Genomic DNA, 26,537 nt, shown 5'->3' on the forward strand with positions numbered 1-26,537 from the left:
TTGTATGTGTACCTAACAATCCCAAAAGTGAGGGAGACGCTGATGGCCTACACTGGATCCTGTGCCTGCGGCGCCGTCACCGCCACGATCACGGCAGAGGCCCCCATCGCGGTGCGCCAGTGCTGGTGCCGCCAGTGCCAGCAGCTCGCCGGCGGATCGCACAGCACCAACGCCATGTTCCTGACCGAGGACGTCACCATCACCGGCCCGCTCGGCACCCACGCCTATACCGCGGCCAGCGGCAACACCCTCACCCAGTCGTTCTGTGGGCACTGCGGCACCCCGGTCATGGGTCAGGTCTCCGCCCGCCCCCAGTTCCGGACCCTGCGCGTCGGCTTCATCACGCCGCCGCACGATCTCGTTCCGCAAATGGCAATCTGGACCGACGACGCCCCCGCCTGGGCCGTGATCCCCGAACACCTCGAACGCCACGGCAGGCAGCCGCCCCCGCCGCCGACGAAAGCCTGACCCTGTTGCAGCACGCGCCCGCGCAGACCCGCTTTGCCGCTATCCGCGCGCGGCTGGAGGCTTATGAGCCCCGGCCCGGCTGGCCGGCGTGGATCTACGAATTCCTGCTGTTCGGCTTCAAACAGGCGTGGGCCTGCCTCTTTGGCGGCCTCATGATCGCCCTGCTGCTCGCCACCCATCTGTTCTATCCTGCAGGTGCACCGCTCGCGCGCTACGATTTCCTCACCATCTCCGCGCTCGGCCTCCAGGTAGCCATGCTCGCTTTCCGGCTGGAGACCATGGACGAGGCGCGCATCATTCTCGCCTTCCACTTGGTCGGCACGGTGATGGAACTGTTCAAGACTGCGGTCGGCTCCTGGGAGTATCCCGAAGCCGGCGTGCTCCATATCGGCGCGGTGCCGCTGTTTTCCGGCTTCATGTACGCCGCCGTCGGCAGCTACATCGCCCGCATCTGGCGCATCTTCGATTTCCGCTACACCGCTTACCCGCGCCCTAGCCTAGCCGCCATGCTTGCCGTGCTCATCTACATCAACTTCTTCGCGCACCACTGGCTCCCCGATGTGCGCCTCGCCCTCTTCGCCGCGCTCGGCCTCCTCTTCGCCCGCACGCGCATCTATTTCCGCGTCTGGCGCGCTGACCGCTGGATGCCTTTGCTGCTCGGCTGGTTCCTCGTCGCGCTGTTCATCTGGTTTGCCGAGAACATTGCGACCTTCAGCCATGCCTGGCTCTATCCCAACCAGCGCGCTGGCTGGGCGGCGGTCCACCCCGCCAAGCTCGGGGCATGGTATCTGCTTATGTACATCTCGTTCGTGCTCGTCGCGTGGGTCCACCGCCCGCAAACGCGCGAAGAGCTTGCCGATCCGCTTGCTCTCGGGCCCCATTCACCTTAATCATCCGGTTAAGACGCGAGCGAGGCCATCCATGTTCTTCAACTTCATCGACGAGCTGCGCGCAGCGGGCATCAAGGCCAGCTTCAAGGAGCACCTCACCCTGCTCGAAGCGCTCGACAAGGACGTCATCGAGCAGACGCCCGAGGCGTTCTACTACCTCTCCCGCGCCACCTTCGTGAAGGACGAGGGCCTGCTCGACCGCTTCGATCAGGTCTTCAACAAGGTCTTCAAGGGCATCCTGACGGACTATGGCCAGCGCCCGGTCGACATTCCGGAAGACTGGCTGCGCGCCGTCGCCGAAAAGTTCCTCAGCGAAGAGGAAATGGAGAAGATCAAGGCGCTCGGCTCGTGGGACGAGATCATGGAGACGCTCAAGAAGCGGCTCGAAGAACAGAAAGAGCGCCACGAGGGCGGTAGCAAGTGGATCGGCACCGGAGGCACCAGCCCCTTCGGCCACGGCGGCTACAACCCCGAAGGTGTTCGCATCGGCGGCGAGGGCAAGCATGGCCGCGCGATCAAGGTCTGGGAAAAGCGCGAGTTCGCCAACCTGGACAACACCAAGGAACTCGGCACCCGCAACATCAAGATCGCGCTCCGCCGCCTGCGCCGCTTCGCGCGCGAAGGCCATGCCGACGAGCTTGATCTCCCCGGCACGATCGACGGCACCGCCAAGCAGGGCTGGCTCGATATCCGCATGCGGCCCGAACGGCGCAATGCGGTCAAACTGCTGCTATTCCTCGATGTCGGCGGTTCAATGGACCCGTTCATCAAGCTGGTTGAGGAACTGTTCAGCGCCGCCACCGCCGAATTCAAGAACATGGAGTTCTTCTATTTCCACAACTGCCTCTACGAAGGTGTGTGGAAGGACAACAAGCGCCGCTGGTCCGAGCGGACGAACACCTGGGACATCCTCCACAAGTACGGCCACGACTACAAGATCGTGTTCGTCGGCGACGCGGCGATGAGCCCCTACGAGATCAGCCACCCCGGCGGCTCGGTCGAGCATTTCAACGAGGAAGCCGGCGCCGTCTGGCTCCACCGCGTCGCGCAGACCTACCCCGCCACCGTCTGGCTTAATCCGGTGCCCGAAAAGCAGTGGAACTATTCGCAGTCCACCAAGATGATCAAGGATCTCGTCGGCGGCTCGATGTTCCCTTTGACGCTCGAAGGCCTCGACGGCGCGATGCGCGAACTCACACGCAAGAAGCACTGACAGTACCTCCCCGAGCTTGCTCGGGGAGGGGGACCATGCGAAGGATGGTGGAGGGGGTAGCAAGCCCCGTGAATGGAGAGGTCGCCGCCATGTCCGACAACGAAATCCTCACCAGCGCCCGCCGCGGCAGCCGTGTCGACCTTACCCTCAACCGCCCGAACCAGTACAACGCGCTGAGCGAGGATCTGCTCGCCGCGCTCAAGGCCGAACTGACGAGCCTCGCCGCCGATCCCACGATAAGCTGCGTCGTCCTTTCGGGCGCGGGCAAGGCCTTCTGCGCAGGGCATGACTTGCGCCAGATGCACGGCCAGCGCCGCCTCGACTATTACCGCACGCTGTTCGCCGCCTGCGCTGACGTGATGGAAGCCATCGTCGCGCTACCTGTCCCCGTCATCGCGCGGGTCCACGGCATCGCCACTGCAGCGGGTTGCCAGCTTGTCGGCGCCTGCGATCTTGCCATCGCCAGCCAGGATGCGCGCTTTGCCGTCTCGGGTATCAATGTCGGCCTGTTCTGCTCGACACCCGCGGTCGCGCTCACCCGCAACGTCCCCGCCAAGCCCGCCTTCGAAATGCTCGTCACCGGCGAATTCATCAGCGCGCAGACGGCGGAAAGCTGGGGCCTGATCAACCACGCCGTCCCCGCCGACCAGCTCGATGCTCAGATCGACACCCTCGCCCAGACCATCGCCACCAAGAGCCCCGATGCCATCCGGCGCGGCAAGGCCCTGTTCTACGCGCAGCGCGAAGTCCACCGCGCCGAAGCCTATGCGCTGGCCGCCGAAGTCATGGCGCAGAACATGATGGACGATAACACCGCCGAAGGCATCGAAGCGTTCCTTGAAAAGCGCGCGCCAGTTTGGCGGTGAGCTCCGGAATGGTCGGAGTTCAGGTTCCGGCGAGCGCGCTGGCGTGATATTCTGTATTCGTTTGTAGGCAGGGCTGCGCACCGGATGGAAGACCTGACAACGATCATCATCTTGACATTCGTCGGCCTATCGACGGTGATCAGCAATCTCTTTCGGCTCAGGCAACCCGGCGGTGCTCTTGCCAGTGCCGCACGCTATGGATGGCTGGCCAACGCCATCGCGGCAATTGTATTCCTCGGCTTTGTCATGTCGGGAGGCTCCGTGGAGCTCGATATCTCCCCCACCTTCGCCAACGCACTAAGGCTGCTCGGCCTGTCCACGCTCGCGGCCGGATTTTACTTGAGTTTTCAGAAGACCGGTCGATCCAGCGAGACGGCAGACATCACCCCACCTGCACACCCTTCCAGAACGCCACCCTCCCCCTGATCTGCTTCGCGGCATCCTTCGGCTCGGCATAATACCACGCCGCATCGCGGTTCTCCGCGCCGTCCACCACCAGCGAATAATACTGCGCCGTCCCCTTCCACGGGCACATGCTGGTCGTGGCGCTCGGCTTCAGCACAGCTGCATCCACCGCCTCGATCGGGAAATAGTGGTTGCCCTCGACCACCACCGTATCATCGCTGCGCGCAATCACCGCGCCGTTCCACCGTGCTTCGACCATGTCAGTCTCCTCTGATGGCCAAGCTCGGGCTTCGGACCTCAGCCGTCAAGGCGCCAGCAGGGCAATCAGGCTACAGGGCAATCACGGGGCCTTGTGCGCCGTCACATAGATCCAGTCGCCTTGCCCCAGCCACGGTCCCACGGCGGCCAGCGGTGCAAATAGCCCGGCATAGGCCAGCCGCTTCGGCATCTTGAGCAAGGTCTCCATCTGGCCGAAGGTATAGGCCAGATCGATGGCGAAGTGCCGCGTCGCGGTCACCGCAAAGCCCGCCTTCGCCAGCAACGCCCCCAGCGTCTTCGCCGAGAACTGGTAGAGGTGGTATGGCGGCTCCGGGTGCGGCCAGTAGTCGAGCGTCTTCGCCAGCGGCAATGAGGCCTTGGGAAACAGCCCGTCGATATTGGGTGTCGAAAGCACGATGGTGCCCCCCGGTGCCAGCAGATCCCACGCTTTGCGCAAATCGCCCAGCGGATCGGGCACATGCTCGATCACGTCGAACATCGTCAGCACGTCGAGCGAGCCCGGCGCCTGCGGCGCATCGTGGATCGTGCCCTCAGCCACCTCGAGCCCGTAATGGTCCCTCGCGAAGGCCGCGCTCGCCGCGTTGATCTCCAGCCCCGTCGCGGCAAACCCCGCATCGCGTGCCCGCGCCGCGAACTGGCCGATCGAGCAGCCCACATCGAGCAGTCGCCCACCGTTCGCTCCCCGGCGCGTTTCGGAAAGGTGCCGAACCGCAATCCGGTCCTGCGTAGCAAACGTCTCGCTCGAAGGATCACACAGCGCTGCATGATACGAAGCGCTCGCCGAATAGAGCACCTTGAGCTCCTCCAGCGTCGGCGGATTGGCAATAAAGGCAAGCCCGCAGCCGGTGCAGCGCACCAGATCATAGCCTTTGGCCCGGAACAGATGCGCCGCGCCGGTCGTTCCGCAGTGGTTGCAGCTCACAAAATCGTCCCGCTTGCCGTTCAGACGAAGCGACTTAGCGCGCAAGCCTTAAGGAAGGTTCATCCCGATCCACCTTGTTTCTTCCCCTCCCCCGCTCAGGGGAGGCCGGGTGGGGATGCCAGCCGCCCGAATTGGAACGCAATCCCCGGAGTGCCGCACCCCATCAAACGCGCTACCGGCAAGCCCATGCAAACCCTCACCGAAACCATCACTGCCCTCGATTGGCAAACGCTCGCCCTCAGCCTCGACGATCTCGGCTACGCGCTCACCCCGCGCGTGCTGGACAGCGAAACCTGCACGGCCCTCGCCGCGAGCTACGATGATGATAGCCGCTTCCGCTCCACCGTCACCATGGCTCGCCACGGCTTCGGCAAAGGCGAATACCGCTACTTCGCCTATCCGCTGCCCGATATGGTGCAGGCCTTGCGCACCGCGCTATACCCGCCGCTAGCCGCGATCGCGAACATGTGGTCGGAACGCCTCGGCCAGCCGGATATCTGGCCCGGCACGCACGAGGCTCTCCTCGCGCGCTGCCACGCCTTCGGTCAGCCGCGCCCCACCCCGCTCCTGCTGCGCTACCGCGCGGGCGACTACAACTGCCTCCACCAGGACCTCTACGGGCCGATCCACTTCCCGCTGCAAGCCGTCGTCATGCTGAGCCCGGACGACAGCTACACCGGCGGCGCGCTCACATTGGTCGAAAACCGCCCCCGTATGCAGAGCCGAGTCGAAGTCGTGCCCATCCGCCAAGGCCAGATCGCAATCATTCCCGTCCGCGATAAACCCCGTCTAGCCTCCAACGGCTGGTCCAAGTCCGCGATGCGCCACGGGGTGAGCACTGTCCTTTCCGGCGAACGCCAGACGCTCGGCATCATCTTCCACGATGCCAGCTAGGCCGCTTCAGTACAGAAGATAGGGTGCGCGCACCTCGCGCCACGCGACCTCGTCCGGCCCTGCGAGCGCCTCAAGATCGACCGGCGTACTCGCAGGATCATCGACCCACAGGCGCAGGCCTGGCCCGCCGTTGATCACGTCGATCGCCAGCTTGTCGAAGACGTACTCGTAAGGAAAATCACGCCACAGCGGATAGTCCGGATAGAGCCGCCGCACGGCCTTGAACGCCAGCGCCTGCAGCCGCCAAGGCCGGAACGCGTGGTGGTCGTAGAACGCGCCCTCGGCGTGGATCATCAGCGCGTTGCACAGCGTCTTGGCGTGCTTGTGGAATGTTGGTTCAAACCAGCATTCGCGAATGGCGCAGCCCACCAGCCACTCCGGCGCCAAACTGCGCATCTCGGCGAACACCGCCTTGGCATCCAAGTCCGGCGCGCCGAACAGCACTTCCAGCGGCCGCGTCGTTCCGCGCCCCTCCGAAAGCGTCGCGCCCTCGATCATCACCGTGCCGGCATAGGCCCGCGCCATGTTGAGGCTCGCCGCATTGGGAGAGGGGTTGATCCAGATGCGGTGCTGCGGCCAGCCGAAGCCGGGGCCTTCCGGCTCCCAGCCATCCATCGTCACCACCTGATAATCCACATCGAGCTTGAAGTGGTCCACGAACCAGCGGCCCATCTCGCCCAGCGTCATCCCGTGCCGCATCGGCATCGGCCCGGCGCCGACAAAGCTTTCCCAGCCGGGCAGCAGCGTCGTGCCCTCCACCGGGCGGCCGGCCGGATTGGGCCGGTCCAGCACCCAGACCGCTTTTCCTGTCCCGCTCGCCGCCTCGAGCAGATAGAGAAGTGTCGTCACGAAGGTATAGATCCGGCAGCCGAGGTCCTGCAGGTCGAACAGAAACACATCGGCGCTGTCCATCATCCGCGCCGTCGGCCGCCGCACCTCGCCGTAGAGGCTGAACACCGGAATGCCGAGCGCCGGGTCGATGAAGTCCTCGGTCTCGACCATGTTGTCCTGCTTGTCGCCGCGCAGCCCGTGCTGCGGCCCGAACGCCGCGGTGAGCGTAACTCCCGGGCAGGCCGCCAAGGCATCGAGCGAATGGACGAGCACCTCCGTCACCGAGGCAGGATGGGCGACGAGCGCGACGCGCTTGCCCTCAAGCGGCGCACGCAGCGCCGGGTCGGCGAGCAGGCGATCGATACCGAATTTCATGGCGCTTCCGGTGCCGCAAGCCGCCCGGCCATGCAAGCCGGATCGTGGAAGTCCGGCTTCTCGGGCGGATGTGCAGAGGCCCAGTACGATTTCACGCCGCCCTCCTCCTCGATCACCGCCGTCAGTCCATAAACCCAAGGCAGCGGCGGCAGCGCAGAGACCGGGATCGCCGCATCGAAGATCAGCACCGATCCGCCCCGACGCGGCGTGCATACCGGCGGTCGCTCCACATGCCGCTCGGCCATCCCGGCGCGGTACCCCGTGAAGTCATAAGCCGCCCAGCGTTCGGATGGCGAGAAGTTGAACTCGGCATACCCAGCCCCGCCCGGCGCCTTCACGAAGAGCTCGAAGCAAGTCGTCTGCCACAGCCCGTTTGTCCGCGCCCGTCTGGCAAACGGGGGCACCACCAGCGAACCTGCGCCGTCCACTTTCCAGCGCAGCGTCATCCAGTTCGCATCGAGCGAGAGGATGCGCGCCGTAACGCCGGTCACCGCTTTGGCCGGATGCGCCGGATGTGCCGTCAGGTCGAACGTTTCCATGCCTCGATCTTTCGTGCTAGGCGCGCGCCCATCATGACCCAGAACACCTCGGCGTACACCTCTTCGCTCCTCCGCCTGCTCAGCGAGCGCGGCTACATCCATCAGGTCACCGATGCCGAGGGCCTCGATGCGCTGGCTGCCAAGCAGATCGTCCCGGGCTATATCGGCTTCGACGCAACCGCGCCATCGCTCCACATAGGCAGCCTCGTCCAGATCATGATGCTGCGCCGCCTCCAGCAGACGGGGCACAAGCCGGTCGTGCTGATGGGCGGCGGGACCACGCGGATCGGCGATCCCACCGGGCGCGACGAGAGCCGCAAGATGCTTTCCGACCAGACGATCGAGGACAACATCGCCTCGATCCGCCAGGTCTTCGCCCGCCTGCTCACGTTCGGCGACGGGCCGACCGATGCGGTGATGGTCAACAACCACGATTGGCTGGGCAAGCTCGGCTATATCGAACTGCTGCAGGAAGTCGGCACGCACTTTACCGTCAATCGCATGCTCACCTTCGATTCGGTGAAGCTCCGGCTCGACCGCGAACAGCCGATGACCTTCCTCGAATTCAATTACATGATCCTGCAAGGCTACGATTTCCGCCACCTTGCGCTGCACAGCGGCGTGCGCCTGCAGATGGGTGGGTCCGATCAGTGGGGCAACATCGTCAACGGGATCGAACTCGCCCGCCGCAAGGACGGGCAGGAAGTCTTCGGCCTCACGACCCCGCTGCTGACGACGGCGGACGGCGCCAAGATGGGCAAAACGGCCGCAGGCGCGGTCTGGCTCAACGAGAATGCGCTGCCAGCCTGGGATTTCTGGCAATACTGGCGCAACGTGGATGACCGCGATGTCGGCCGTTTCCTGCGCCTGTTCACGGATCTGCCGCTGGACGAGATCGCGCGCCTCGAAGCGCTTGGCGGAAGCGAGATCAATGCGGCCAAGGTCGTTCTGGCGAATGAGGTTACAAAGCTCGTACGCGGTGCAGATGCCGCAGCGGCAGCCGAAGCGACCGCGGCGGCCACCTTTGCGGGCGGCGGTGTCGGGCAGGACCTCCCTTCGCTGGCCTGCCCCGACGGAAGCATCGCCCTGGTCGACGCGCTCATCGGCCTCGGATTTGCAGCGAGCCGCGGCGAGGCCAAGCGCCTGATTGCGGGCGGCGGTGCGCGGGTCGAAGGTCAGGCCATCACCGACGAGGCGCATGTCATCATGCTTGACGCTGCGGACGTGCGCATTTCTTCCGGCAAGAAAAAGCACGGCGTCCTGCGTCCGGCCTGATGTGCCGGGAACCGGCAAGGACATGCCGTTAACCGGCAAGTGCTTACCGCAGAGCGGCAAATCGGTGCTGGGCCTTTACGAAATATCAGCCAATTGCCTCCAGATACTCGTGAGCTTGACCATCACGAGGAGCGACAATGGCCAGCGGCGCACAGCTTTCCGTCACCGATCAGCGGCTTTCCACCCGCCACCCGGTCGACCTGCCCCTGATCGGGGAGCACCGCCGGCTCGGCGATGTGATGCTGCATGTCATCAACATCTCCACGACCGGCTTCATGGTGAAGGGGGAAGTCGCGCTCCAGCGCGGCGAGCGTATCACCATCCGCCTGCACCACATCGGGCGAATCGAGGCGTTCCTGGTCTGGAGTGACGGCACCCGCGCCGGCTTCCAGTTCGAACGCATCCTGCGCAGCGATGATTTCCTGATGATAATCAAGTCGCTGCAGCCGAACGCGAGGCTTCCCCGCTCGCGTTGACGCAGTCAGGGCACGGCTGCACGCAGGTGCGACCCATTCTGCCGATTGCAGCTTGATATATTATATCATGACTATAAGGCAGCGCTCGAAACAATGTTCGGGTGTCCTTAATGTCCAAGTCTCCGCTTGCCGCAGGTTGCGCGCTCGGCGCCATGCTTCTTGCCTTCCCGCATCCTGCACTCGCGGCTGGCGCTGACCCGGCTGGCCCCACTCCTGCCCCGCCCGGTACGGCGCAAGCCGCGCAGCCCGGCCAGATCGATACGACGCAGACCGACGATGCCGGCCACACTCCGATCGTGGTGACCGGACGCCTGATCTCGGGCGACCGCGATGCGATCGTCGCACCCGTGGTGATCGGCGGCGAAGACCTGGCCCGCCGGGCCGCGGCGCAGATCGGCAATGTGCTCGCCAATCTTCCCGGCGTATCGACCAGCGGCTTTGCGCCCGGCGCTTCGCGTCCTGTGCTGCGCGGCTTCGATGGCCCGCGTGTGCAAGTGCTGACCGATGGCCTTGGCGCCCTCGATGCAAGCTCGGTTTCGGCCGACCATGGCGTCGCGATCGATACCCTGAATGTCGAACAGATCGACGTGCTGCACGGGCCCGAAGTGCTGCTCTATGCCGCCGATCCGGCAGGCGGTGCGGTCAACGCGCTCGACCGCCGCATTCCGCGTCGTGTGCCGGACAAGCCTGTCGCGGTGAACGCGCTTGCCGCCTATGGCTCTGCTGCGGATTCGGTCAATCTGGGCGGCGCGGTCGATGTGGCCGTCGCTCCCCGACTCGCCGCCCATTTCGACGCTTCGTACAACCGCGCGGGCGACGTCCGGATCGGCGGCAATGTCGTTTCCGAACCCTTGCGGACGCAGCTCAGGGCCGAAGCTGCCGACCTCACCGCCGCCGGTGATGCGGATGGCGCGGCGAACCTCATGGCCGGGTACGATGCGCGCGGACGGCTGGCGAACTCGTGGGCGCGCGGCACCACCTTTGGTGCGGGGCTGGCCTTCATCGACAGCGGCGGGTCGCTCGGCCTGTCCGTCCAGCGACTCACCAGCGACTATGGCATTCCGCCGCGTCCCTCGTCCGCGGCGGCCGATCCGGTCTCGCTTTCGCTGCGCCAGACGCGCTATGATCTGCGCGGCAGCGTCAATCTCGGCGGGTTCTTCGACCGACTCGAAGCGCGGGTCGCCTATGGCGACTACACCCACGCCGAAATCGAGGACGGCATCGCGGGCACGCGCTTCTTCAACTCGGCAATCGAATCGCGCTTCGTGCTGACTCAGGCCCGCCATGGAATCGGGTCGGGAAGTTGGCGCGGGGAAAGCGGCATCCAGTACAGTACGCGCAATTTCCGCATCGTGGGCGAGCCCTTGCTCCCCAATTCGATCAGCGAGCGGATCGCCGCCTTCACCCGTCAACAGCTCTCGCTGGGCACGGTCGATCTGGAAGGCAGCCTGCGCGGCGAGCATGTCTCCGTGCAGCCCAAGGGGCTCGCCACCGGGACCGCTGGCCGCAGCTTCGATCTTTTCGCCGCTGGCGCCGGCATTGCCTGGCATCCGCTCGAAAGCCTGACGCTGAGCCTCTCCGCCACGCACGGCGAACGCGCGCCAACGGCAGAGGAGCTCTACATCGACGGCCTTCACGATGCGACGCAGTCTTACGAGCGCGGCAACCCCACGTTCCGGATCGAGCGCAGCAACACGGTGGAGGCGGGCCTGCGCTATCACAGCGACCGCTTCGCAGGTGCCTTCACCGCCTATGCCACCGATTTCAGCAATTTTATCGCCCCGGTCCCCACCGGCCAGCGCATCGAGGGTGCCCCGGTCTACCAGTACTTCCAGCTCGGTGCGAAGTTCCGCGGCCTCGAAGCGGAAGGCTCGTGGAAGGCGCTGACGTGGGACGATGGCCGCGCCCTCTCGCTGGAAGGCGCCGTGGACTATGTTCATGCGGCGCTGAACGGCCTCGGCCCGGCTCCGCGCATTCCGCCCCTGCGCGTGCGCGGCGGGGTGACCTACGAATCCGACCGCATCGGCGCAAATGTGGAGGCCATTGTCCACGCGCGGCAGGACCGCGTGACGCCCTACGAGACGCCCGTGGACGGCTATACCTTGGTCAACGCCAGCCTCACCTGGCGTCCGCTGGGCAAGGCGGGCAGGCTAGCACTGATCCTTTCGGGCGATAATCTGCTCGATACGGTGGGCCGGCTCGCCACATCGGAAACGCGGCACTTCGTGCCGATTGCCGGGCGCGACATCCGGCTGACGGCGACTGTCAGGATCTGATCGGCGGGGAAGAACTGAACCGCCGGAGAGATTTGCTTGCTTGGCAAGGCCGCGCCGCGCTGCCATTCGGGCAACGTGACCCTCGCCCAAGACGAACCGCGCTCACCGCTCGATATTCCGGACTACCGCCGTTTCTGGCTGGCCCGGTTCCTGTCGGTCTTCGCCACGACCGGAATGGTCGTCGTGCTGGGCTACCAGCTCTATGATGTCGCGCGCAGCCAATATGGCATGAGCATTGGCATGGCGGCGTTCCAGCTCGGCCTGCTGGGCCTCGCGCAATTCCTGCCGGTGCTGCTGCTCACGCCGGTCGCCGGGCTCGTGGCCGACCGCTTCGACCGCAGGCTGGTAGCGGGTCTGGCGAATGCCATCGACATGCTCGTTGCACTGGTGCTGATGGCGGCTACCGTGGCGGGGCATCTCAACCTTCCGCTGCTCTTCGCGCTGGGTGCGCTGCACGGCACGGCGCGCGTGTTCATCGGCCCTGCCATGGCCTCGATCGCGCCCAATATCGTGCCCGTGCCGCTGCTCCCTCGCGCCGTCGCGATCAATTCGATGGCTTGGCAGACCGGCTCGGTGGGCGGCCCCGCCATTGCCGGGCTGCTCTTCGCGCAAGTCCCTGCCCTGCCCTACGCCATTTCTGCGCTGCTGCTGGGCACGGCCACGCTGCTCGTTCTGCGCATCAGGCCGCTGCCGCCGCCCGCGGAGAACAGGCGCGCGCACCCACTGTCGCAGATTGTTGGCGGGCTGACGTTCGTCTGGCACGACCGCTTTCTGTTCGGATGTGTCACGCTTGATCTGTTTGCGGTGCTGCTGGGCGGCGCGACTGCACTGCTCCCCGTCTACGCGCGGGACATCCTGATGATCGACGGCCATCCCGTCGGGCCCAACGGCCTTGGCATCATGCGCGCGGCACCGGGCGCGGGCGCAGTGATCGTGGCGCTGCTGCTCGCACGCCGGCCCATCGAAAGCGGGGTCGGAGCCAAGATGCTGATCGCGGTGGCCGTCTATGGCGCGGCGACCATCGGCTTCGGCCTCAGCCGCGATTATCTGTTCTCGCTCCTCATGCTGGCCGCATTGGGAGCCGCAGACATGGTGTCCGTGTTCATCCGCAACACGCTGGTCCAGCTCCACACTCCGGATGGAGTGCGCGGCCGCGTTTCGGCGATTTCGGGTCTTGCCATCTCCGCTTCCAACGAGCTGGGCGAAATGCAATCCGGCGTCGCCGCCGCGCTGCTCGGTGCAACCGGCGCGGTTGTATTCGGCGGCGTGGGTGCGATAGTCATTACCGCGCTGTGGGCCTTGTGGTTCCCCGAACTCAGGCTCGTGCGCACGTTTGCAGACAAGACACTTCACCAGAAGGAAGCGACATGAAAGCGGCCAATATCCTCGCCACCATCGGCAATACCCCGCACATTCGCCTCTCCCGCCTGTTTCCCGACCACGAGGTATGGGTGAAGAGCGAACGCACCAATCCCGGCGGCTCGATCAAGGACCGCATCGCCCTCGCGATGATCGAGGCGGCGGAAGCTGACGGCAGCCTCCAGCCTGGCGGCACGATTGTCGAGCCGACTTCGGGCAACACCGGCATCGGCCTTGCCATGGTCGCGGCGGTCAAGGGCTACAAGCTGGTCCTCGTCATGCCCGAATCGATGTCGCTCGAGCGGCGCCGGCTGATGCTCGCCTATGGCGCCAGTTTCGACCTCACCCCGCGCGAGAAGGGCATGAAGGGCGCGATCGCCCGTGCGCTCGAGATCGTCGAGGAAACGCCGGGCGCGTGGATGCCCGCGCAGTTCGACAACCCGGCCAACGTTGCCGTCCACGTGCGGACCACCGCAGTGGAGATCCTCGAAGACTTCGCCGACGCACCGATCGACGCGCTGATCACGGGTGTCGGCACCGGCGGGCACCTTACGGGCTGCGCCGAGATGCTGAAGCAGCACTGGCCTGCGCTGAAGGCCTGGGCGGTCGAACCCACGCTTTCGCCAGTCATCTCAGGCGGCCAGCCCGCGCCGCACCCGATTCAGGGCATCGGTGCCGGGTTCATCCCGGGCAACCTCCACACCCAGGCGATTGACGGCGCGATCCAGGTCGATCCGGCGGACGCCAAGGAATGGGCCCGCCGCGCCGCGCGCGAGGAAGGCATGCTCGTCGGCATCAGTTCGGGCGCAACCTTGGCGGCGATTGCACAGAAGCTGCCCGAACTACCCGCCGGCAGCCGCGTGCTCGGCTTCAACTACGACACTGGCGAGCGCTATCTCTCGGTGCCGGACTTCCTGCCGGAGTAAGCGGCATGGCGCTTGAAAGCATCATGTACCGGGACGGCGATACCGAACTGACGGGGTGGCTTGCCCGCCCCGTCGGCGCGGCGCGCGGTGCGGTGCTCGTGCTGCCGACGATCATGAACCCCAACCCGCCGATGGAACGGCGGGCGGCGATGCTGGCGGAAGATGGCTTCATCGCGATGATCGCCGATTTCTACGGCGAGCCGGTGCGCGATTTCGAGCATTCAATGCAGCTTGCAGCCGCACTCCGGGCCTCGGTCGATGGCTATCGTGCGCGCCTGCGGGCAGCACTCGATACGCTGACTGCGCTGCCGGAAGCGCAAGGTCTCAAGGCCGCTGCCATTGGGTATTGCATGGGCGGACAGGCCGCGCTCGAACTGGCCCGCGATGGGGCGGACATCGTTCTCGCGGCCAGCTTCCATGGCATTCTCGAAACCGGCCGGCCTGCCGCGCCCGGCGCGGTCAAGGCGCGTATCCTCGTCTGCCACGGCGATGCCGATCCGCTTGTCCCGCGCTCGCAAGTCACCGCGTTCTGGGAGGAAATGGACGCCGCCGGGGCAAACTGGCACTTCCATGCCTACAGCAGCGTGAAGCACGGCTTCACCGACCCCGGCAGTGACGCACGGGGGGTGCCGGCCATCGGCTATGACGCGAGCGCCGACCGGCAGAGCTGGGCAGCGCTGACGGGGCTTTTCGCCGAAGTCTTCTAGACCACGCCCCAATCACGCAAGGCCGCGACGTTGCGTTGTGCCAGCGTGAGCAGCAGCCGGTCTCCGTGCTCGCTCGGCGGCATCGCCAGTATCGCACCGACGGTGAAATAGAGCGCAAGCGGCAGCGATCCGGCATATTCGGCGCGGGCCTGTTCCAGCGAATAGTCCGGATCAATGGCCGCAATTGCCGCGTGATGGCGCGCAACTAGCAAATGGTCGATTTCGCGCCGGTCTTCCGCCGCCAACGAACCAGCGAGAAAATAGGCGAGATCGAACATCGGGCTACCCCGGTCGGCGAATTGCCAGTCGATCAGCCATGCGCGCGGGCCTTCCGCGCCATCCTCGAACAGCACGTTGTCGACCCGTGGCTCACCGTGCACCAGCGTGCGTCCGTGCGGGATCGCGGCGAAATGGCGCGGAAGGTCGGCAACGACTGTATCGATTGCGTCGAGCAAACCGGGATCAGTCCGCCCGGCAAAGCGCTCTCGGAATGCCGCCGCTGCGCGCGTGTTGTTGGTGTAGGCCGCTTCTGCCCCCGCCGCGCGGTTGTAGAGCCAGTCAGCACGGTCGAGACGCGGATCATCCCAGAACGCTGCATGAAGGCTCGCCAACTCGGCCGCCACGGCCATGGCCTCGGCCACCGAGCAACCCGCGATCTGGTCCCCTGCGCGCGTGCGGTCCGAGAGATCTTCGAGCACCAGATTGATCGTGCGCCCATCCAGCCCGACCTGCCGCCAGTAGCAGCGCGGAGTTTTGAGCGGCGGCTCGGCGCCGAGGAAGCCATAGACCTCGCACTCGCGGCGATAGACATCGTGCGCAGCCGCAATCTCCACCGCCTGCCCGATGCCTGATGTGAGCTTCGCCACCACCGAGCGCACGGCATCGGCGGCGTTGGCGTTGTAGGTGATCTCGGTCCGCACCGTAGCAGAGAGGTTTCCGTGGCCGATCGGTTTCGTGTTGAGCAGGCTGATGCGCGGCGCGGCGATTCCGGCCTGCTGCAGCACGGCCTGAATCCACTGCGGGGTGATCTGATCCGGGCTGGCTATCAGAGCGGGCGCCGGCAGATCGTCAGGCACCGAGGCATCACCCTCGCGCCCCCAGCGCCCGGGCGTGTAGGCTGAATTCCAGCAATCGGTGAACTTGCCATCCACCGCCTTGAATACCTCGATCCCGCAAAGCTCGATCCGCTCGCCCTTCCGGGTGTGCATGTTCCACACCGAGGTGACGTAAGTGTCGTCGGCGAGCAGCACCTCGTGCGAGAAGTAAGGCTCCAGTTTCTCGCTCTGCTGGCGCACACGGGCAATCTGGTCGTCCACCGAAAGCGCCGTCACGCTCCCTGGATCATGCCGCACGATGGGGTCGGCGCAGATTTCGCGGATCAGGTCCGCGCGCCGGTTGTTCCAGACTTCATCCCAATAGAGCTCGATCAACTCACGCGGGCTGCGGTGGGCCACGATTCGCTCTCCCGATCATTTTAATTGATCGGTTAATCACCCTCAGTTCCGCGTGCGTCAACCGCTTCCGCTCAGGCTGCGAACTGCTCCGCCGTCAGGCCCATCACCGTCTCGGCACCCGCCTCGACTTCATAGCGCAGCGAACCCGCCTGCGGAGCGAAGCGCAGCGCCCAGTGCCGGGCGCAGGTGAGCTTGGCTTCGTAAAACGCCGTGTCCGCGCCTTCCTCCCCGAGCGCCGCTGCGGCAACCTTCGCCATGCGGAGCCACATCAGCCCCAGCGAGACGACACCGGTCAGCGTCATGTAGGCGTAGGCTCCCGCGCCGACGGCGTTGCGGTCGGTCATGCCATGCTGGAGGAACCACATCGTCGCGGCCTTGAGGTGGCCGGTCGCCTTGGCGAGGCGCTCGGCTACGAGCTTCACGGTCTCGTGCGCGCTCTCCTCGGCGCATTCTGCATCGATCACCGCAAACAGGCGCTGAATCGCACGGCCGCCATTGAGCGCCAGCTTGCGGCCGACGAGGTCCATCGCCTGCACCCCGTTGGCGCCTTCGTAGATCATCGCGATGCGCGCATCGCGCACGAACTGGTCCATGCCGTTCTCGGCGATGTAGCCGTGCCCGCCCCAGACCTGCTGCATGTCGGTCGCGGTCTTGTAGCCCATGTCGGTCCCGTAGCCCTTGATCACGGGGGTCAGCAGGCTGATGAGATCGTCGGCGGCCTGCCGCTCTTCCTCGGTCGCTGCCTTGTGCGACAGATCGACCTGCAGCGCCCCCCACAGGCACAGCGCGCGCATGCCGCCGATGAACATCTTGGCGTCCATCAGCATGCGGCGCACGTCAGGATGCACCAGGAGTGGATCGGCCTTCTGCTGCGGCTCCGCCGGCCCGGTCAGCGCACGGCCCTGGCGGCGTTCGAGCGCATAGGCCAGCGCGTTCTGGTACGAGGCTTCGGCTTGCGCCAGGCCCTGGATGCCGACGCCGAGCCGCGCCGCGTTCATCATGATGAACATCGCGGCAAGGCCCTTGTTCTCCTCGCCTACGAGCCAGCCCTTGGCACCGTCGTAGTTCATCACGCAAGTCGCGTTGCCGTGGATGCCCATCTTGTGCTCGATCGAGCCGACTGAAACGGCATTGCGCTCCCCAAGGGTGCCGTCCGCATTCACGAGGAACTTGGGCACGATGAACAGCGAGATGCCCTTGCTCGATTCCGGCGCGCCCGGGGTCTTCGCCAGCACGAGGTGAATGATGTTCTCGCACAGGTCATGGTCGCCCGCAGAGATGAAGATCTTGGTGCCGGTGACGCTGTAGGAGCCATCCGCCTGCGGCTCCGCGCGGGTGCGGATAAGGCCGAGATCGGTGCCGCAGTGCGGCTCGGTCAGGTTCATCGTGCCGAGCCATTCGCCGCTGACCATCTTGGGCAGGTACATCGCTTGCTGCTCCGGCGAACCCTTCGAGGAAATCGCCGAAATCGCGCCGTTGGCAAGGCCGGGGTACATTGCAAAGGCCTGGTTGGCGCTCGCGAGGTACTCTTCCATCACGAAACCGATGACATGCGGCAGCCCCTGCCCGCCGTAGACTTCGGGAGCCGCCAGCGTACCCCAGCCTGCCTCGATGTAGCGGGCATAGGCCTCCTTGAAGCCCTTGGGCGTCGTTACGCTGCCATCGGGATGGCGAGTGCAGCCCTCCTGATCGCCCGAGAGATTGAGCGGAGCAACGACCTCGTTCACGAAGCGCCCGGCTTCTTCGATCACGCTGTCGGTCAGATCGCGCGTCGCAGCCTCGAAACCCGGCAGGTGGCCGTAGCTTTCAAGCCCCAGCACTTCGTTGACGACAAAGCGGGTGTCGCGAGTCGGCGCCTGGAAAACGGGCATGGGCAAGTCCTCTCTGTTCTATTCCGGATCGACGGTTCGACCTTCCAGCTTCTCGCGCTCGATCAGCAGCGCGACGAAACTGGTCAGTTCGGCAATCGTCGCGTTGATATCGGCCTGCTGGCGCTTGAGGTTACCGATCCGCTCGCGGCACTTGTCGATCGTGACGCGGCGCTGCTTCGCGCGCCCGTCGCCCAGATCGTAAAGGTCGATCATGTCGCGGATCTCGGAAAGACTGAAGCCCACGTTCTTTGCACGCATGATCCAGGCAAGCCGGGCCCGGTCACGCTTGGAATATATGCGGGCAAGGCCGACGCGGGTCGGCGCGATCAGGCCCTCGTCCTCGTAGAAACGCAGCGCCCGCGCGGTGACGCCGAACTCGCTCGAAAGGTCCGAGATGGTGAACTGCTCGCGCGCCAGCGCATCGGGCTGGTGAAGGTGGCCGGTATGATCATCCCGGCCTGCGTGATCGCCGCGGCGGGCCTGATCCGTCCGCCGGGCCGGGACGCCGGGCTCCCGCTCCGGACTCGTGGTGATGGGACGCGAGGACATATCCCGCGACCTAACTACCCTTTACGTAAGCGTCAACTGTCGATCCGCTCCAGCGCCCCGTCCGCAGCAAGGCGGCGGTAGAAGCATGAGGGGGCAAGGGTATGGCAGGCAGGCCCGGCCGCCTCGACCCTGAGTTCGAGTGCATCCTGATCGCAATCAACGCGGATCTCGATGACCTTGAGCACGTGGCCCGATGTCTCGCCCTTCATCCACAGCCGCCCGCGCGAGCGCGAATGAAAATGGGCAAAGCCGGTTTCACGCGTACGGGCAATCGCCTCGGCATCCATGTGTGCGACCATCAGCAGCCGACCGGTGGCGTGATCAAGCGCGATCGCAGTCACGAGGCCGGCAGAGTCGAAGCGCGGCATGAACACGGCGCCCTGCTCGCGGAGCGCTGTTTCGGGAGATTGCGTGGAAATGGCGCAGGCCTTTCGTGGTTGAACCCGATTCAGGTGTCATTTTGTTGCAGGATAACCACATGCCCCTGCCAAAATCCACGTGTTCTGAACAAGGTGCTTTTACCGCAGCTCGCAATCGCGGATGAACGCGATGCGGCTTGAGGGAGCCGCGAAGCGCATCGGGCAAATGCTCGAGCGCTGGCGAAATGGCCAGAGTTCAGGGTTGGCATAAACATGGGGCCCGATGGCGGTGCTGCTCTCCACACCGGGATGAGCTGCACGGCCAGCGGAGAGAAAACTAGGGATTTCGGCTGCGGCCGTCTCCCGTCATTTACCAGCAGAAGCTGGGGGCTGCGAGGGGCGGGCCATGACGAGGAAGCGGCTGGACCGATCTGATATCGTCACGGGAACGCCCGGAGGTAAAACTCCGGGCGTTTCGTGTTTAAACGCTGGCGGTGCTCACGCAGCAAGGGCCGCGGTATCCGGCCCCGCATGATCAAGCGCTTCATCAAGAACCCGCGCAAAGCACGCGATCCGCACCTGGCCCGCACCGGCTTTGCGTAGCGCGGCGAGGCAGGCGTCGGTCGTCGCACCGCTCGTCATCACATCATCGACGAGGAGCACATTCGCGCCCTTGAGCTGCGCGGCACGGCGTTGATTGGCAACGATCGCACCACGCAGCGCCTCAGCCCGCGCGCGCTTGCCGAGCCCGCCGAGAGAAGGCGTGCGCTTGCGGCGTTCGAGCGCATCGACCACCAGCGGCTGGTTGACGGCCCGCGCGATCCGCTGGGCGAGCAGTGCGGACTGGTTGAACCCGCGCTCCCACAGCCGCCAGCGATGCAACGGGACCGGCACCACCAGCCATTCACCCTCTAGCTCCGGCAGGCGGGAGCGCATCAGCCGCGCCAGCAGATCGGCCAGCGCGATCCGCTTGCCCCGCTTGAACGCAAGGACAAGCTCGCGCGAGGTATCGTTGTAGAGCGTGGCTGCCGCGATCCCGGCATGGCGCGGCGGATCAGCCATGCACGGCGCGCACTGGAGCGCGCCGGCGCGCACAATGCTATCCCCCAGCGGCCGCTGGCAGGTGCTGCAGGCAGGCTCGCCCGGCACCGCGAGCTTCATCCAGCAGGCTGCGCAGAGGCCGCCCTGCTGCGCCAGCGCATCCCCGCAGAGCGGGCAGCGCGGCGGGAACACCAGATCGAGCAACGGGGTGATGAACGAAGCCTTCGCCATGCCCCAAGCTTCTGCCTCTGCGGCCGGCTTGGCAAGAGGGGCTTGGCAAGCGCGGCGCGGCGCGGCAGGGCATCCGCGATGGCCAGCGCCCCGCCCCCCACCATTTTCGCCCCCACCCGCCGCCGCGGCGCGCGTGCACGGATGCGCAGCCTCGAACGCCGACCGGATGCCCCGCACTTCCTGGCCGAGGACATGGCCGACGATGTGCTCGACCGTCTTGACTTCCTGCGCCACGAGCCGGCGCGCGCGCTACTGGTGGGCGATACCACCGGGCGGCTCGCCGCGGCCCTCGCCGCGCGCGGTACCGAGGTGGTCCGTGCCGATCCCGCGCCGCAGCCGGGCGAGGATGCGATTGACGAGGAGCAGCCCCTCACCCGCACCGGCTTCGACCTCATCGCCCATCTTGGCACGCTAGGTACCGTGAACGACCTGCCCGGCGCGCTCCTCCATATCCGCCGCGCGCTCGCCCCCGGCGGATTGGCAATCATGACCTGGTGCGGTGCGGGATGCATTCCAGCGCTGCGGGCGATCATGGCCGAAACCGATGGCGAACGCCCCGCCGCGCGTCTGCATCCGCAAGTCGACGTCCGCGCCGGGGGCGATCTCCTGCAGCGCTGCGGTTTTGCGGAACCCATGAGCGACAGCCGCGTGCTCGATGTGCGTTACCGCAGCCTGCGCCGCCTCGTCGCGGACTTGCGCGCGCAGGGACTCGGCAATTGCCTTGCCCGGCCGGGGCCGCCTCTCGGCAAGGCCGGGCTGGCACGCGCCGAGGCGGCCTTCGCGGCCATGGCGGATGGCGAGCGCCGGGTGACCGAGCGGTTCGCGATCCTGACCCTCAGTGGGTGGAACAAGGCGCTGCGGCCGCCGAAATTCTGAGGCGCCCTACCCCAATGCCGCCTGCGCGGCCGCCAGCCGGGCAATCGGCACGCGGTAGGGGCTGGCCGAGACATAATCGAGGCCAACCTTCTCGCAGAACGCGATCGAGGCCGGATCACCGCCGTGTTCGCCGCAGATGCCGAGCTTGATCTCGGGCCGGGTCTCGCGCCCGCGGACTGCCGCCATCTCGACGAGCTGGCCGACACCCTCGATATCGAGGCTGACGAACGGGTCGCGCGGGTAGATGCCCTGTTCGACATAGGGCCCGAGGAAGCGGGCAGCATCGTCGCGGCTGACGCCAAGCGTCGTCTGCGTGAGATCGTTGGTGCCGAAGGAGAAGAACTTGGCTTCCTCGGCGATTTCGCCCGCCATGAGCGCGGCGCGAGGAAGCTCGATCATCGTGCCGACGAGGTATTCGAGGGTGCGGCCCTTCTCGGCAAACACGGCTTCGGCAGCGCGGTCGACCAGCGCGCGCAGGATCTGCAGCTCGCGCTTGGTGGCCACGAGCGGGATCATCACTTCCGGCACGACCGCCTCGCCCGACTTTTCGGCAACGTCGCAGGCGGCTTCGAAGATCGCGCGGGCCTGCATCTCGTAGATTTCGGGGAAGGTGATGCCGAGGCGGCAGCCGCGGTGGCCAAGCATCGGGTTGAACTCGTGGAGTTCGCCCGCCCGGCGCTTGAGGTGATCGACGCCGAGACCGGTCGCTTCAGAAAGCTCGGCGAATTCGGCATCGCCGTGCGGCAGGAATTCGTGGAGCGGCGGATCGAGCAGGCGGATGGTGACGGGCAGGCCCGCCATCACCTCGAAGATCGCGGTGAAGTCGGCGCGCTGTTCGGGCAGCAGGCTATCAAGCGCGCGGCGACGGGTCGCCTCGTCCTCAGCGAGAATCATCTGGCGGACCAGCGAGATACGGCCCGCATCGAAGAACATGTGTTCGGTGCGGCAAAGGCCAACACCTTCGGCGCCGAACTGGCGCGCGACCTGGCAATCGAGCGGGGTTTCGGCGTTGGCGCGCACCTTCATGCGGCGATGCTTGTCCGCCCACTCCATCAGCACGGCGAAATCGCCGACGAGTTCGGGTTCGACCATCGGTACCGCGCCGAGCATCACATCGCCGTTCGAGCCATCAAGCGTGATGACCTCGCCTTCCTTCACCTCACGCGTGCCCATCCGTGCGGTGCGGGTGGCCATGTCGATCGAGAGGCCCGAGGCGCCCGAAACGCAGGGGCGGCCCATACCGCGCGCGACGACGGCGGCGTGGCTGGTCATGCCGCCACGCGCGGTGAGCACGCCCTTGGCGGCGTGCATGCCGTGAATGTCTTCAGGGCTTGTCTCGATGCGCACGAGGATCACATCTTCGCCCATCTGCGCCCGGTGTTCGGCGCTATCGGCATCGAACACGATCACACCAGTGGCCGCGCCCGGCGAGGCCGGCAGGCCGCGGGTGAGCACTTCGCGCGGGGCGCTGGGATCAAGCGTCGGGTGGAGCAGCTGGTCGAGCGCCATCGGATCGACGCGCTTCACCGCAGTCGCCTCGTCGATCAGGCCCTCGCGCGCCATGTCCACCGCCATCTTGAGCGCGGCCTTGGCGGTGCGCTTGCCCGAGCGGGTCTGCAGCATCCACAGCTTGCCCTGCTCGACGGTGAACTCGATGTCCTGCATGTCCTTGTAGTGGAGTTCGAGCAGATCGAACACGCGGGCGAGCTCGGCGTAGGCTGCGGGCATCGCCTCTTCCATCGAGAGGGGCCTCGCCCCCGCCCGCTCGCGCGCGGACTTGGTCAGATACTGGGGCGTGCGGATGCCGGCGACGACGTCCTCGCCCTGCGCGTTCACCAGCCATTCGCCGTAGTAGGCACGCTCGCCGGTCGCGGGATCGCGGGTGAAGGCGACGCCGGTGGCCGAGGTTTCGCCCATGTTGCCGAAGACCATGGCCTGAACGTTGACCGCGGTGCCCCAATCATGCGGGATGGAATTGAGGCGGCGGTAAACCTTGGCGCGGTCCGATTCCCACGAATCGAACACGGCGCCGATTGCGCCCCAGAGCTGTTCGTGGACGTCCTGCGGGAACGGGCGGCCGAGTTCCTCTGCAACGATGGCCTTGTATTCGCCGACGAGTGCCTGCCAATGTTCGGCGCCCATCTCGACATCGGCAAAGAAGCCGTTGTCTTCTTTGGCGATTTCGAGCGCATCCTCGAAACGGTGGTGATCGAGGCCGAGCACCACGTCCGAATACATCTGGATGAAGCGGCGGTAGCTGTCCCAGGCAAAGCGCGCGTCGCCCGAACCGGCAGCGAGGCCTTCGACCGTCACGTCATTGAGGCCGAGGTTGAGCACGGTATCCATCATGCCCGGCATCGACACGCGCGCGCCCGAACGGACCGAGACGAGCAGCGGGTTTGCGGGTTCGCCGAAGACGCGGCCGGTGGCCTTCTCGATATGCGCCACGCCATTGGCAACACCGCCGCGCAGATCATCGTCGAATGCCTTGCCAGCGGCGTTGTAGGCCGTGCAGACCTCGGTGCTGATCGTGAAGCCCGGGGGCACGGGCAGGCCGATGCCCGCCATCTCGGCAAGGTTCGCGCCCTTGCCACCGGTGATGGTCTTGTCGCGCGAGCGCGGGTCGTTGTTGGTAGCACCGCCGCCGAAGTGGAATACGTATGCGCTCATAAGACCAAGAGGCTCCCTCGCGAACTTCAACAGTGTCCGGTTTTGCCGGATTCGCCAAAAAGTGATGGGGCGCTTTAGCCCTCTATGCGGCCAAAGTCCGCAACTTTGTGCACTGCAGCACGGAAGCGGTCAAGCAGTCCGAGGCGCCCTGCCCGTTTGGCCGGGTCGGCATCGTTGACGGTAACGCTCTCAAAGAAAGCATCGATCGGCGCGCGCAATGTGGCGAGCGCGGCCATGGCGGCGGTGAAATCTTCCGCCACAACAGCAGCTTCGGCGCGCGGCTCGGCCGCATCGAGCGCATCGACGAGGGCCTGTTCGGCGGGTTCGCGGACGTAGTCAGCGGCGAGCGGCGCGTACTCTTCCTTCTTGAGGATATTCGCGGCGCGCTTGTAGCCGGCGAGGAGGTTTGTGCCGTCCTCGGTGGTGACGAAGGCCTGCAGCGCGTGGACGCGGGCGAGCAGGCGGACGAGATCGTCCTCACCGCCGAGCGCGAACACCGCGTCGATCAGATCGTGGCGGACACCGGCTTCGCGCTGCTGAACCTTGAGGCGGTCGGCAAAGAAGGCAACGAGCGCAGCTGGCGTGCTGCTCATCACGGCCGGAGCGGTACGCAGGAATTCGAGCGCAAGTTCGGAATAGGCCTCAAGCTTGATCTCGAAATCGCCAAGCTCGGCGGCGAAGTCCTCCATCCGTGCGGCAAATTCCGCTGCAGGCAGCGACGGGTGCGGTTGGACCTTCCAGACCTTCTCGATGTACATCGCAAAGTTCGGATCGCCTGCAACAGCACGGTCGAGAACCGAACGGAATACGCTGGCGATGGCGCCGCTCAGCACCTGAGACAGGTTGCAGCGGACCTGTGCGGTGAGCAGTATCTGGATGACGCCCAATGCCGCGCGGCGCAGCGCAAACGGGTCTTTCGAGCCAGTCGGCTTCTCGTCGATGGCGAAAAAGCCCGCCAGCGTATCCAGCTTGTCTGCCAGCGCCACGGCGACGGTGACCGGCGCGGTCGGCACATCATCACCCTGCCCGACCGGCTTGTAGTGATCGCGGATTGCGTCGGCCACGGCGTCCGGCAGGCCTTCGGCGCGGGCGTAGTAGCCGCCCATCAGGCCTTGAAGTTCGGGGAATTCGCCGACCATTTCGGTGACGAGATCGGCCTTGCAAAGCTCCGCGGCGAGGCGCGCCTGCGCGGGATCGCAGCCGGGCACGATCCCCTCGCTCGCCAGCCATTCGGCCAGCTTGGCGACGCGTTCCACCTTGTCGGCCACGGTGCCAAGCTTCTCGTGGAAGGTGATGCGTGCGAGCTTTTCGGCGTGGACGGAGAGCGGCGTCTTGCGGTCTTGCTCCCAGAAGAAGCGCGCGTCGGAAAGGCGGGCGGCGAGGACCTTGCGGTTGCCCGCGACGATCATTGCACCGCCATCGCGCGCGGCGATGTTGGCAGTGCAGACAAAAGCGTTGGCGAGCTTTCCGGCGCTATCCCGGCAGATGAAGTACTTCTGGTTCACGCGCGCGGTGAGCTGGATGACTTCGGGCGGAACTTCAAGGAAGGCCTCGTCGAACCGGCCGAGCAGCGGCACTGGCCATTCGGTGAGGCCGGCGTTTTCGATCACCAGACCCTCGTCCTCGACCAGCACGAGGCCGGCATCGGCAGCGGCCTTCTTTGCGCCCTCGCGGACAATGCCTTCGCGTTCGGCATGATCGACGATCACATGGGCCACGCGCAGCTTGGCGGCGTAGTCGTCGACGCCCTCGATCTGGATTTCGCCGCTGTGATGGAAGCGGTGGCCCATCGTGGCACGGCCCGAGCGGATACCGCCGATTTCGCAGTCGACCACGTCGCCGCCAAGCAGCGCAACAATACCCGAGAGCGGACGCACCCAGCGCAGGCTGTCGGGCTGAAGGCTAGCGGCGCCCCAGCGCTGTGACTTGGGCCAGGGGAACGCGCGAATGATGCTCGGGATCGCTTCGGCGAGTACATCAGCGGCAGCGCGGCCGGGCTTTTCGACCACGGCGAACCATACGCCGTCGCGCTCTGTCAGCTTGTCTTTGGTCAGGCCCGTCTTGCGCAGGAAGCCTTCGAGCGCCTGTTCGGGCGCCGAGGTGCGCGGACCCTTGGTTTCCTCAGCTACCGCCTGCGTCGCGAGCGGCAGGCCCTTCGCGATAAGCGTCAGGCGGCGCGGGGTGGACCACACCGTCAGCGCGCCGACAGCAAGCCCGGCGGCCTCCATCTCGCGCCGGAACAGCTTTTCAAGATCGGCGCGCGCGCCGGCCTGCATCCGCGCGGGGATTTCTTCCGAGCGCAACTCGAGGAGGAAATCAGCGGTGCTCATGCCGTCCACCCCGGGAACTTCGCTTCCCATTCGGGGCGGTACTTCTCCATATAGCCCTCGCAGCTGCCGCGCGCGAGATCGCGCACCCGGCCCATGTAGCTTGCGCGTTCCTGCACCGAGATCACGCCGCGCGCCTGAAGAAGGTTGAAGAGGTGGCTCGCCTCGATCGCCTGCTCGTAAGCGGCGATGGGCACTTTGGCTTCCAGCGCCTTGCGGCACTCGGCCTCGGCGCGGCGGAAGCCTTCGAAGAGGGTTTCGGTATCCGCCACCTCGAAGTTCCATGTCGACATCTGGCGCTCGTTCTCGAGGAACACATCGCCGTAGCTGACGCCGTGATTGTTGAACTTGAGGTCGTAGACGTTGTCGACGCCCTGGATATACATCGCGAGGCGTTCGAGGCCGTAGGTCAGCTCGCCCGAGACGGGCTTGCAATCGAAGCCGCCCATCTGCTGGAA

At 65.8% G+C, this 26,537-nt stretch carries 25 protein-coding genes; 13 read left to right on the top strand and 12 right to left on the bottom strand.

The window, feature by feature from the left end:
• The first annotated feature begins 42 nt into the window (after positions 1 to 42).
• From Q0082_RS01840 to Q0082_RS01860, 5 genes are all read left to right on the top strand, one after another.
• Positions 43 to 468 carry a GFA family protein gene (locus Q0082_RS01840; protein ID WP_298189208.1) on the top strand — a complete coding sequence of 142 codons (426 nt, stop codon included), beginning with the start codon at positions 43 to 45 and terminating at the stop codon, positions 466 to 468.
• A 5-nt stretch (positions 469 to 473) separates the two neighbouring features.
• Positions 474 to 1,358, top strand: coding sequence for a DUF817 domain-containing protein (locus tag Q0082_RS01845; RefSeq protein WP_298189210.1), 885 nt, complete (start codon positions 474 to 476; stop codon positions 1,356 to 1,358).
• Between the two features lie 31 nt (positions 1,359 to 1,389).
• Positions 1,390 to 2,571, top strand: a complete 1,182-nt coding sequence (locus tag Q0082_RS01850) for a VWA domain-containing protein (protein WP_298189211.1) — start codon at positions 1,390 to 1,392, stop codon at positions 2,569 to 2,571.
• Positions 2,572 to 2,660: 89 nt separating this feature from the next.
• On the top strand, positions 2,661 to 3,437 hold the full coding sequence (locus tag Q0082_RS01855) for an enoyl-CoA hydratase (protein WP_298189212.1): 777 nt from the start codon (positions 2,661 to 2,663) through the stop codon (positions 3,435 to 3,437).
• Positions 3,438 to 3,521: 84 nt separating this feature from the next.
• Positions 3,522 to 3,863 (top strand): hypothetical protein, encoded by a 342-nt coding sequence (locus Q0082_RS01860; RefSeq protein WP_298189213.1) that lies wholly within the window; start codon positions 3,522 to 3,524, stop codon positions 3,861 to 3,863.
• On the opposite strand, the gene Q0082_RS01865 is transcribed toward Q0082_RS01860, so the two are convergent.
• Both Q0082_RS01865 and Q0082_RS01870 read right to left on the bottom strand, forming a co-directional pair.
• Positions 3,820 to 4,101: a DUF427 domain-containing protein gene (locus Q0082_RS01865; protein WP_298189214.1), complete on the bottom strand. Its 282-nt coding sequence runs from the start codon at positions 4,099 to 4,101 to the stop codon at positions 3,820 to 3,822. The genes Q0082_RS01860 and Q0082_RS01865 overlap by 44 nt on opposite strands.
• Before the next feature lie 81 nt (positions 4,102 to 4,182).
• Positions 4,183 to 5,043, bottom strand: a complete 861-nt coding sequence (locus tag Q0082_RS01870; RefSeq protein WP_298189215.1) for a class I SAM-dependent methyltransferase — start codon at positions 5,041 to 5,043, stop codon at positions 4,183 to 4,185.
• A 186-nt stretch (positions 5,044 to 5,229) separates the two neighbouring features.
• Between Q0082_RS01870 and Q0082_RS01875 the strand changes: the two genes are divergently transcribed.
• Positions 5,230 to 5,937, top strand: coding sequence for a 2OG-Fe(II) oxygenase (locus Q0082_RS01875; protein WP_298189216.1), 708 nt, complete (start codon positions 5,230 to 5,232; stop codon positions 5,935 to 5,937).
• A 6-nt stretch (positions 5,938 to 5,943) separates the two neighbouring features.
• Here the strand turns inward: Q0082_RS01875 and Q0082_RS01880 are convergent, their stop codons facing one another.
• Both Q0082_RS01880 and Q0082_RS01885 read right to left on the bottom strand, forming a co-directional pair.
• Positions 5,944 to 7,143, bottom strand: a complete 1,200-nt coding sequence (locus tag Q0082_RS01880; protein ID WP_298189217.1) for a DUF1343 domain-containing protein — start codon at positions 7,141 to 7,143, stop codon at positions 5,944 to 5,946.
• Positions 7,140 to 7,682 carry a DOMON-like domain-containing protein gene (locus tag Q0082_RS01885; protein ID WP_298189219.1) on the bottom strand — a complete coding sequence of 181 codons (543 nt, stop codon included), beginning with the start codon at positions 7,680 to 7,682 and terminating at the stop codon, positions 7,140 to 7,142. The genes Q0082_RS01880 and Q0082_RS01885 overlap by 4 nt, the downstream gene beginning before the upstream one ends.
• A 33-nt stretch (positions 7,683 to 7,715) precedes the next feature.
• On the opposite strand from Q0082_RS01885, the gene tyrS reads away from it, so the two are divergent.
• The 6 genes from tyrS (at position 7,716) to Q0082_RS01915 (ending at position 14,701) form a co-directional block, all read left to right on the top strand.
• Complete coding sequence (tyrS, locus tag Q0082_RS01890; RefSeq protein WP_298189220.1) at positions 7,716 to 8,957, top strand: tyrosine--tRNA ligase; 1,242 nt, start codon at positions 7,716 to 7,718, stop codon at positions 8,955 to 8,957.
• Between the two features lie 137 nt (positions 8,958 to 9,094).
• Positions 9,095 to 9,433, top strand: a complete 339-nt coding sequence (locus tag Q0082_RS01895) for a PilZ domain-containing protein (RefSeq protein ID WP_298189221.1) — start codon at positions 9,095 to 9,097, stop codon at positions 9,431 to 9,433.
• A gap of 110 nt (positions 9,434 to 9,543) precedes the next feature.
• Positions 9,544 to 11,709 carry a TonB-dependent receptor gene (locus tag Q0082_RS01900; protein ID WP_298189222.1) on the top strand — a complete coding sequence of 722 codons (2,166 nt, stop codon included), beginning with the start codon at positions 9,544 to 9,546 and terminating at the stop codon, positions 11,707 to 11,709.
• 36 nt (positions 11,710 to 11,745) lie between these two features.
• Positions 11,746 to 13,080, top strand: coding sequence for an MFS transporter (locus Q0082_RS01905; RefSeq protein ID WP_298189223.1), 1,335 nt, complete (start codon positions 11,746 to 11,748; stop codon positions 13,078 to 13,080).
• The gene (gene cysK, locus Q0082_RS01910; protein WP_298189224.1) at positions 13,077 to 13,994 is read left to right on the top strand and encodes a cysteine synthase A; all 918 of its coding nucleotides are present in this window, start codon (positions 13,077 to 13,079) and stop codon (positions 13,992 to 13,994) included. The genes Q0082_RS01905 and cysK overlap by 4 nt, the downstream gene beginning before the upstream one ends.
• Positions 13,995 to 13,999: 5 nt before the next feature.
• A complete protein-coding gene (locus Q0082_RS01915) occupies positions 14,000 to 14,701 on the top strand; it encodes a dienelactone hydrolase family protein (RefSeq protein WP_298189225.1) in 702 nt (233 codons plus the stop codon).
• Here Q0082_RS01915 and Q0082_RS01920 read toward each other — a convergent pair.
• The 5 genes from Q0082_RS01920 to Q0082_RS01940 all read right to left on the bottom strand — a co-directional run bounded on the left by Q0082_RS01920 (position 14,698) and on the right by Q0082_RS01940 (position 20,206).
• The gene (locus Q0082_RS01920; protein WP_298189226.1) at positions 14,698 to 16,155 is read right to left on the bottom strand and encodes a phosphotransferase; all 1,458 of its coding nucleotides are present in this window, start codon (positions 16,153 to 16,155) and stop codon (positions 14,698 to 14,700) included. The genes Q0082_RS01915 and Q0082_RS01920 overlap by 4 nt on opposite strands.
• A gap of 71 nt (positions 16,156 to 16,226) precedes the next feature.
• Positions 16,227 to 18,026 carry an acyl-CoA dehydrogenase C-terminal domain-containing protein gene (locus Q0082_RS01925; protein ID WP_298189228.1) on the bottom strand — a complete coding sequence of 600 codons (1,800 nt, stop codon included), beginning with the start codon at positions 18,024 to 18,026 and terminating at the stop codon, positions 16,227 to 16,229.
• 18 nt (positions 18,027 to 18,044) lie between these two features.
• On the bottom strand, positions 18,045 to 18,575 hold the full coding sequence (locus Q0082_RS01930) for a MerR family DNA-binding transcriptional regulator (protein ID WP_298189230.1): 531 nt from the start codon (positions 18,573 to 18,575) through the stop codon (positions 18,045 to 18,047).
• Positions 18,576 to 18,607: 32 nt separating this feature from the next.
• Complete coding sequence (gene hisI / locus Q0082_RS01935) at positions 18,608 to 18,943, bottom strand: phosphoribosyl-AMP cyclohydrolase (RefSeq protein WP_298189232.1); 336 nt, start codon at positions 18,941 to 18,943, stop codon at positions 18,608 to 18,610.
• Between the two features lie 489 nt (positions 18,944 to 19,432).
• Complete coding sequence (locus Q0082_RS01940) at positions 19,433 to 20,206, bottom strand: ComF family protein (protein ID WP_298189234.1); 774 nt, start codon at positions 20,204 to 20,206, stop codon at positions 19,433 to 19,435.
• A 78-nt stretch (positions 20,207 to 20,284) separates the two neighbouring features.
• Here Q0082_RS01940 and Q0082_RS01945 point away from each other — a divergent pair, with 78 nt between their 5' ends.
• The gene (locus tag Q0082_RS01945; protein ID WP_298189236.1) at positions 20,285 to 21,082 is read left to right on the top strand and encodes a methyltransferase domain-containing protein; all 798 of its coding nucleotides are present in this window, start codon (positions 20,285 to 20,287) and stop codon (positions 21,080 to 21,082) included.
• Between the two features lie 6 nt (positions 21,083 to 21,088).
• On the opposite strand, the gene ppdK is transcribed toward Q0082_RS01945, so the two are convergent.
• The 3 genes from ppdK to Q0082_RS01960 all read right to left on the bottom strand — a co-directional run.
• Positions 21,089 to 23,752, bottom strand: a complete 2,664-nt coding sequence (gene ppdK, locus Q0082_RS01950; protein WP_298189238.1) for a pyruvate, phosphate dikinase — start codon at positions 23,750 to 23,752, stop codon at positions 21,089 to 21,091.
• A 74-nt stretch (positions 23,753 to 23,826) separates the two neighbouring features.
• Positions 23,827 to 26,082 (bottom strand): glycine--tRNA ligase subunit beta, encoded by a 2,256-nt coding sequence (glyS, locus tag Q0082_RS01955; RefSeq protein WP_298189241.1) that lies wholly within the window; start codon positions 26,080 to 26,082, stop codon positions 23,827 to 23,829.
• The coding region (locus Q0082_RS01960) for a glycine--tRNA ligase subunit alpha (protein WP_298189244.1) at positions 26,079 to 26,537 on the bottom strand (459 nt) is incomplete at its 5' end. The genes Q0082_RS01960 and glyS, both read right to left, overlap by 4 nt.

This window comes from Novosphingobium sp., from assembly GCF_027489515.1.
Classification (GTDB): Bacteria; Pseudomonadota; Alphaproteobacteria; order Sphingomonadales; family Sphingomonadaceae; genus Novosphingobium.

Excerpts from the sequence above, each read along its gene's own strand:
- Q0082_RS01915 (WP_298189225.1), top strand. The coding sequence starts at position 14,000 with ATGGCGCTTGAAAGCATCATGTACCGGGACGGCGATACCGAACTGACG.
- Q0082_RS01945 (WP_298189236.1), top strand. The coding sequence starts at position 20,285 with ATGGCCAGCGCCCCGCCCCCCACCATTTTCGCCCCCACCCGCCGCCGC.
- Q0082_RS01850 (WP_298189211.1), top strand. The coding sequence starts at position 1,390 with ATGTTCTTCAACTTCATCGACGAGCTGCGCGCAGCGGGCATCAAGGCC.
- Q0082_RS01930 (WP_298189230.1), bottom strand. The coding sequence starts at position 18,575 with ATGTCCTCGCGTCCCATCACCACGAGTCCGGAGCGGGAGCCCGGCGTC.
- Q0082_RS01895 (WP_298189221.1), top strand. The coding sequence starts at position 9,095 with ATGGCCAGCGGCGCACAGCTTTCCGTCACCGATCAGCGGCTTTCCACC.
- cysK (WP_298189224.1), top strand. The coding sequence starts at position 13,077 with ATGAAAGCGGCCAATATCCTCGCCACCATCGGCAATACCCCGCACATT.
- glyS (WP_298189241.1), bottom strand. The coding sequence starts at position 26,082 with ATGAGCACCGCTGATTTCCTCCTCGAGTTGCGCTCGGAAGAAATCCCC.
- Q0082_RS01885 (WP_298189219.1), bottom strand. The coding sequence starts at position 7,682 with ATGGAAACGTTCGACCTGACGGCACATCCGGCGCATCCGGCCAAAGCG.
- Q0082_RS01925 (WP_298189228.1), bottom strand. The coding sequence starts at position 18,026 with ATGCCCGTTTTCCAGGCGCCGACTCGCGACACCCGCTTTGTCGTCAAC.
- Q0082_RS01840 (WP_298189208.1), top strand. The coding sequence starts at position 43 with ATGGCCTACACTGGATCCTGTGCCTGCGGCGCCGTCACCGCCACGATC.
- Q0082_RS01855 (WP_298189212.1), top strand. The coding sequence starts at position 2,661 with ATGTCCGACAACGAAATCCTCACCAGCGCCCGCCGCGGCAGCCGTGTC.
- Q0082_RS01860 (WP_298189213.1), top strand. The coding sequence starts at position 3,522 with ATGGAAGACCTGACAACGATCATCATCTTGACATTCGTCGGCCTATCG.
- Q0082_RS01880 (WP_298189217.1), bottom strand. The coding sequence starts at position 7,143 with ATGAAATTCGGTATCGATCGCCTGCTCGCCGACCCGGCGCTGCGTGCG.
- Q0082_RS01865 (WP_298189214.1), bottom strand. The coding sequence starts at position 4,101 with ATGGTCGAAGCACGGTGGAACGGCGCGGTGATTGCGCGCAGCGATGAT.
- Q0082_RS01940 (WP_298189234.1), bottom strand. The coding sequence starts at position 20,206 with ATGGCGAAGGCTTCGTTCATCACCCCGTTGCTCGATCTGGTGTTCCCG.
- Q0082_RS01875 (WP_298189216.1), top strand. The coding sequence starts at position 5,230 with ATGCAAACCCTCACCGAAACCATCACTGCCCTCGATTGGCAAACGCTC.
- hisI (WP_298189232.1), bottom strand. The coding sequence starts at position 18,943 with ATGCCGCGCTTCGACTCTGCCGGCCTCGTGACTGCGATCGCGCTTGAT.
- ppdK (WP_298189238.1), bottom strand. The coding sequence starts at position 23,752 with ATGAGCGCATACGTATTCCACTTCGGCGGCGGTGCTACCAACAACGAC.
- Q0082_RS01900 (WP_298189222.1), top strand. The coding sequence starts at position 9,544 with ATGTCCAAGTCTCCGCTTGCCGCAGGTTGCGCGCTCGGCGCCATGCTT.
- tyrS (WP_298189220.1), top strand. The coding sequence starts at position 7,716 with ATGACCCAGAACACCTCGGCGTACACCTCTTCGCTCCTCCGCCTGCTC.